This is a genomic window from Flavobacterium sp. (assembly GCF_028712645.1).
Classification (GTDB): domain Bacteria; phylum Bacteroidota; class Bacteroidia; order Flavobacteriales; family Flavobacteriaceae; genus Flavobacterium.
Window position 1 is genome coordinate 1 of sequence record NZ_JAQTPQ010000206.1, and the last position, 6418, is coordinate 6418.

The window sequence follows — 6418 nt, forward strand, 5'->3', positions numbered from 1 at the left end:
GGTGCAAATCCAATCACGCAATTGGCTTTTACGCTTTCAAATGGTTTCACTTACGTGGAATATTATTTAAGCCGCGGAATGGACATCAATGATTTTGGACCTAATTTATCGTTCTTTTTCTCGAACGGAATCGATCCTGAATATGCTGTAATTGGTAGAGTTGCGCGAAAAATTTGGGCAAAAGCTATGAAGAATAAATATGGTGCGGATGAAAGAGCGCAAATGTTGAAATACCATATTCAAACTTCAGGACGTTCACTTCACGCACAGGAAATTGATTTTAATGATATTCGGACCACTTTGCAGGCATTGTATGCTATTTATGATAACTGTAATTCCTTACATACCAACGCTTATGACGAAGCGATTACTACGCCAACAGAAGAAAGCGTTCGTCGTGCAATGGCTATCCAATTGATAATTAATAAAGAATTAGGGTTGACCAAAAACGAAAACCCTATTCAAGGTTCGTTTATTATCGAGGAATTAACCGATTTGGTAGAAGAAGCAGTTTTGCTAGAATTTGACCGAATTACTGAACGTGGCGGAGTTTTGGGAGCGATGGAAACAATGTATCAAAGAAGTAAAATTCAGGAAGAAAGCTTGTATTATGAAACTTTGAAACACACGGGTGAATTTCCAATTATTGGAGTAAATACGTTCTTGAGTTCAAAAGGTTCTCCAACGATTATTCCCGCCGAAGTGATTCGTGCTACCGAAGAAGAAAAACAATATCAAATCAAGATGCTGTCAAATTTGCATCAATCGAATCAAGATAAAGTAAACGAGCAATTAAGTTTACTTCAAGAAGCCGCCATAAAAAACGAAAATTTATTCGAGCATTTAATGGAAGCTACTAAGGTTTGTTCTTTGGGACAAATCACAAGTGCTTTGTTTGAAGTGGGTGGTCAGTATAGAAGAAATATGTAAGCAGAGAACCACTTTTTGCATCGCAAAAAGTGTGTGAATCGCTTATCCCGCTTTTTAGCGGAATTTTAGAGAATCATTTTCTTTGAAAAAGGAAATGAGTGATTATACATATCCATCTAAATATTTAGAATCAAACGTCAATTTTATCTAATTTCAAATATCCAATATGTAATTGGTCTGCTTCGAAAAATGATTCTACTTTAGTGATTTTCAAGGAATATTTTTCTTTATAATTTTCGGATAAAATATCGGCAACATTATAAATATCATCTACATCGATTCCGTATTTGTCATCAATATGTGATGTAGCTCCTTTAAAACCGCAATGTTTGTAAAAAGTGGTTGCTTTAGCATTTTTAGAAGCAATGCCTATGTTTTCGGCGATAGTAAGCATTTTATAATGGTATTCTTCAAATTCATTTTCCTTGTAACCGCCAAGATTGATAAAAAATAAATTATCTGAAACAGGATTTTCAGATGTTTTTTTGGCAACAATTTCAATTGAATTATTATCGACCATTGTCACTTCTCGCCAAGCGTCAATATGAATTCTTCCTTTGGCTTCAGGCCAAAAAGCTATCATTTCTGGAATTAATTCTTTTAACGAATTGCCAATTCCAAAAAAAATATCGTGCTGTTCTGTAAACCTACCTTCTGGCGTACAGCCTAGCATAACCATATATAATTTTACTTTATGTTTCATTTTTCAAAGCTACAAATTTTTTGTAAAATAAACTTTGGCACAGTTCGTGAATAGCGTCTAAAAGTATAAATCATTAAATCTTAAAATCATGAAAAAAATAATTACTCTTTTAGCCGTTGTGGGAATGTTTAGTTTCCAAAGTTGTACCGTTACTGACAACGGACCTATTGTTGACACTAACACGATAAGTGAGGTATTTGAAGTTACCACTTCATTCAATTCAACTAATAATTATAGTAAATTAGTAACTTTTAATCCGTCTATTTATTCTTCTGATGTGGTACTCGTTTATCGATTATCAGGAATGTATCAAGGACAAGATTTATGGAAATTATTGCCAGAAACTCATTATTTCAGTGATGGAACTCTTGATTTTGGCTATGATTTTGATTTTACCAAAAACGATGTAAATATTTATATGGTTGGAAATGATTTACAATCTGTTTCAACTGATTTTAGAGTAAATCAAGTTTTAAGGGTTGTTATTGTTCCAGCTAGCTTTGCAGCTTCATTTAATACCAATAATTATGCTGCAGTAATTTCTGCATTAAACATTAATGAGAATCAGATCCAGAAGATTAATTTCTAAAAAATAAAGTTTTAAAATTAAAGGAAATCGAAAGGTTTCCTTTTTTTTATTTAGTATTATCTGGAACGATTTTTTTGTTCATTTTTAAGGATACTACAATACCTATTGTAAGAGAGAGTGCAATGAAAGTTAACGAAATCCATTCGGGTATTTCATAATAATTATGAAGCAACATTTTCAATCCTACAAAACTCAAAATGGCAATAAGGCTGTATTCTAAATAGCTGAATCTTTCAATCATATTGGCTAAGAAAAAATACATCGAACGCAATCCCAATATGGCAAAAATATTGGAGCTAAAAACCAAAAACGGGTCTGATGTAATAGCTAGAATAGCTGGAACACTATCCATTGCAAAAACGACATCCATTACTTCGATAACGATTAATGCAACAAACAAAGGCGTTGCTGCTGTAATGTGTCTTCTTCTGACAAAGAAATGTTCGCTATCAATATGAATTGAAACGGGAACTATTTTTCGTAAAGTTCTATATACAAAAGATTTTTTTGGTTCAAATTTATCCTCTTCTTTGGTAAACAGCATTTTAATAGCGGTGAATATCAAGAAACCTCCAAATATATAAGTTGTCCAAGTAAATTTATTGATCAACAAAACGCCAAAAAATATCATTAATCCCCTAAAAACAATAGCTCCTAAAATACCCCAAAACAACACGCGATGTTGGTATTTTTGAGGGATTTTAAAAGCAGAGAATATAATTGCGATAACAAAAATATTGTCAACACTTAAGGACAATTCTATTAAATATCCAGTAAGGTATTTTATGGAAGCTCCTGCTGGTTTAAGTTTGTCAGGATTTGAAATGTAATTGTTGCTGTAAAGCCAATAAATAATTCCTGAAAATAGAAAGGATATAGTAACCCAAATAGCGGTCCACTTGCTGGCTTCTTTTGTATCTATGATATGTGGTGTTTTATTGAAAACACCTAAATCAAGCGCAAGGAAAATTAAAATAGCAGCTAAAAAGGAAATCCAAACAATCATATCTCAAATTATTTAATGTTTGTCAAAGATACTTTTTGATTTTTTAAGTTTGAAACTTATTTAAAATAAAGATAAAAAAAAGTGCCTTCATTTCTGAAAGCACTTTAAGTTATCAATGTATAAGAATTACAATACTGATTTCACAGTTTTGATAATTCTTGCAGCAATTTTGTATGGATCACCATTAGATGCTGGTCTTCTATCTTCTAACCATCCTTTATATCCTTTTTGAACAGCGATTAAAGGAATACGGATTGAACATCCTCTATCAGAAACTCCCCAAGAGAAATCGTGGATAGAAGCCGTTTCGTGTTTACCAGTTAAACGTTGGTCGTTGTAAGCACCATAAACCGCAATGTGTTCAGCAGTTACAGGACGGAAAGCTTCACAAATTTTAGCATAAACTTCCTTGTCTCCACAAGTTCTTAATACTTCGTTAGAGAAGTTAGCGTGCATACCTGAACCATTCCAGTCAGTATCACCAAGTGGTTTTGGGTGGTATTCTATATAGTAGCCATATTTTTCAGTCAAACGATCTAATAAATATCTTGCAACCCAGATTTCATCACCTGCTTTTTTAGCTCCTTTTGCAAACAATTGGAATTCCCATTGTCCACAAGCAACTTCTTGATTAATTCCTTCGAAGTTGATACCAGCAGCAATACATAAGTCGGCGTGCTCTTCAACTAATTTTCTTCCATGTGTGTTTTTTCCGCCTACTGAACAGTAGTACATACCTTGTGGAGCAGGATAACCACCAACAGGGAAACCAAGTGGTAGTAATGTTTTTACATCCATAATGAAGTATTCTTGTTCGAAACCGAACCAAAAATCACCATCATCATCAATAGTAGCTCTACCATTTGAAGGATGTGGAGTTCCATCAGCATTCATAACCTCAGTCATAACTAAATATCCGTTGATTCGAGTTGGATCAGGGTAGATAGCTACAGGAACTAACATACAGTCAGAAGAACCACCTTCAGCTTGTCTAGTTGATGAACCATCAAAAGACCAATTTCCAATTTCTTCTAAAGTTCCTTTAAAGTTTTCGTGTTCTTCTACTTTAGTTTTACTTCTAAGGTTTTGAGTTGGTTCGTAACCATCTAACCAAATGTACTCTAATTTAATTTTAGCCATGATATATAATATATAAATTAATTTTATTTAATATGTGCAAATGTAATTTAAATGTTATTATGTATAAAATAATGGGGTTAAAATTACATTAGTATGCATTACTTTTGCGAATGCCCTATTTTTATATGGGTTAAATTTTAAATACAATATTTTTTGTATGCAAAAAATAATAATTTATCTTTGATAAAAAATACTATATTATGTCAACATTACGTTTTCAGGCCTTAAAAGAAGCTTCAACAAGAAAACCGGTCCACTTTGAAGAGGTGGGAAGAAAATCAATAATCTTTGGTTCCAATGTATTTAATGAAAAAGCAATGAAGCAATATTTGACTTCAGATGCTTTAAAAGGAGTTCAAGGAGCAATACAACACGGTACGAAAATTGACAGAAAATTAGCTGATTATATCGCAATGGGTATGAAAGAGTGGGCTTTGTCAAAAGGGGTTACTCATTACACTCATTGGTTTCAACCACTTACAGGAAGCACTGCCGAAAAACATGATGCTTTCTTCGAAACTTCCTATGATGGTAGTGATCCAGTTGAAAAATTTGGTGGTGGACAATTAGTTCAACAAGAACCAGATGCTTCTAGTTTTCCAAATGGAGGAATTAGAAATACATTTGAAGCAAGAGGATATACGGCTTGGGATCCAACATCTCCAGCATTTATTTACGGAACAACTTTATGTATTCCAACTGTTTTTATCTCCTACACAGGAGAAGCATTAGACAATAAAATTCCTTTGTTGAGAGCCTTATCAGCGATGGATGAAGCAGCTACCGAAGTTTGTAAATATTTCGATAAAAATGTAAAAAAAGTTACCGCAACACTCGGATGGGAACAAGAATATTTCTTGGTCGATAGTGCATTAGCAAACTCTCGCCCAGATATTGTGATGACGGGTAGAACTTTGCTGGGGCATACTTCTGCCAAAGGACAGCAATTAGATGACCATTATTTTGGTTCAATTCCAAGTCGTGCTTTGACTTATATGAGAGATTTGGAACAAGAATGTATGTTGCTCGGAATTCCTGTAAAAACACGCCATAACGAAGTAGCTCCCAACCAATTTGAGTTGGCTCCTATTTTTGAAGAAACCAATCTTGCAGTAGATCATAACTGTTTGTTGATGGATATAATGCAAAAAGTAGCTGAGCGTCACGATTTGAAAGTATTATTACATGAAAAACCATTTAAAGGTGTAAACGGTTCAGGAAAACACAATAACTGGTCGTTAGCGACTGATACAGGTGTAAACTTGTTAAGTCCGAGCAAAACGCCAATGAGTAATTTGCAGTTTTTGGCTTTCTTCATCAATACGATCAAGGCCGTTAATGATTATGAATCTTTGTTGAGAGGAGCAATTGCAACTGCTAGTAACGACCATAGATTGGGGGCAAATGAAGCACCACCAGCGATTATTTCGGTATTTATTGGAGAACAATTAACGAAAGTTTTGGCAGAACTTGAAGGGGTGACAGATGGAAAATTATCGCCTGAAGAAAAAACCGATTTAAAATTAAATGTTGTAGGTAAAATTCCAGAAGTGATTTTGGATAATACTGATAGAAATAGAACTTCACCATTTGCTTTTACAGGGAATAAATTTGAGTTTAGAGCTGTAGGTTCATCAGCAAATTGTTCGAATGCGATGACTACTTTAAATACTATCGTTGCTAAACAATTGAAAGATTTCAAGGTTGAAGTGGATGCTTTGATTGAAACCAAAGGTTTGAAAAAAGACGAAGCTATCTTCAATGTTTTGAGAGAATACATCAAAGTTTCCAAAAAAATACTTTTTGAAGGAGACGGTTACAGCGAAGCTTGGGAAATAGAAGCTGCAAAAAGAGGTTTGAGCAATTTCAAAACAACTCCCGAAGCCTTGAAATCCAGAGCTTCAAAACAAGCTTTGGATTTGTTTTCAGAAATGGGAATTATGAATCACGTGGAAGTGGAAGCGCGTCACGAAATTGAATTAGAAGAATATACCAAAAAAATCCAAATCGAAGGTAGAGTTTTGGGAGATCTTTCTCAAAATCACGTAAT

6 protein-coding genes are annotated in these 6418 nt (G+C 33.9%); 3 read left to right on the forward strand and 3 right to left on the reverse strand.

Annotated elements, in window-relative coordinates; translation table 11 throughout:
• Positions 1 to 930 (forward strand): methylmalonyl-CoA mutase family protein (locus tag PHC28_RS14110; RefSeq protein ID WP_300101904.1); only part of this gene is annotated, 930 nt, incomplete at its 5' end.
• 130 nt (positions 931 to 1060) lie between these two features.
• Here the strand turns inward: PHC28_RS14110 and PHC28_RS14115 are convergent.
• On the reverse strand, positions 1061 to 1633 hold the full coding sequence (locus PHC28_RS14115; protein ID WP_300101907.1) for a DUF1543 domain-containing protein: 573 nt from the start codon (positions 1631 to 1633) through the stop codon (positions 1061 to 1063).
• Between the two features lie 88 nt (positions 1634 to 1721).
• Here PHC28_RS14115 and PHC28_RS14120 point away from each other — a divergent pair, with 88 nt between their 5' ends.
• A complete protein-coding gene (locus tag PHC28_RS14120) occupies positions 1722 to 2222 on the forward strand; it encodes a hypothetical protein (RefSeq protein ID WP_300101910.1) in 501 nt (166 codons plus the stop codon).
• A 46-nt stretch (positions 2223 to 2268) separates the two neighbouring features.
• Here PHC28_RS14120 and PHC28_RS14125 read toward each other — a convergent pair whose 3' ends face one another.
• Both PHC28_RS14125 and PHC28_RS14130 read right to left on the reverse strand, forming a co-directional pair.
• Positions 2269 to 3228 carry a TerC family protein gene (locus PHC28_RS14125; protein ID WP_300101913.1) on the reverse strand — a complete coding sequence of 320 codons (960 nt, stop codon included), beginning with the start codon at positions 3226 to 3228 and terminating at the stop codon, positions 2269 to 2271.
• Between the two features lie 126 nt (positions 3229 to 3354).
• Positions 3355 to 4368: a glutamine synthetase beta-grasp domain-containing protein gene (locus tag PHC28_RS14130; RefSeq protein ID WP_300101916.1), complete on the reverse strand. Its 1014-nt coding sequence runs from the start codon at positions 4366 to 4368 to the stop codon at positions 3355 to 3357.
• Between the two features lie 200 nt (positions 4369 to 4568).
• Between PHC28_RS14130 and PHC28_RS14135 the strand changes: the two genes are divergently transcribed.
• On the forward strand, positions 4569 to 6418 hold a 1850-nt coding region (locus PHC28_RS14135), incomplete at its 3' end, for a glutamine synthetase III (protein ID WP_300101919.1).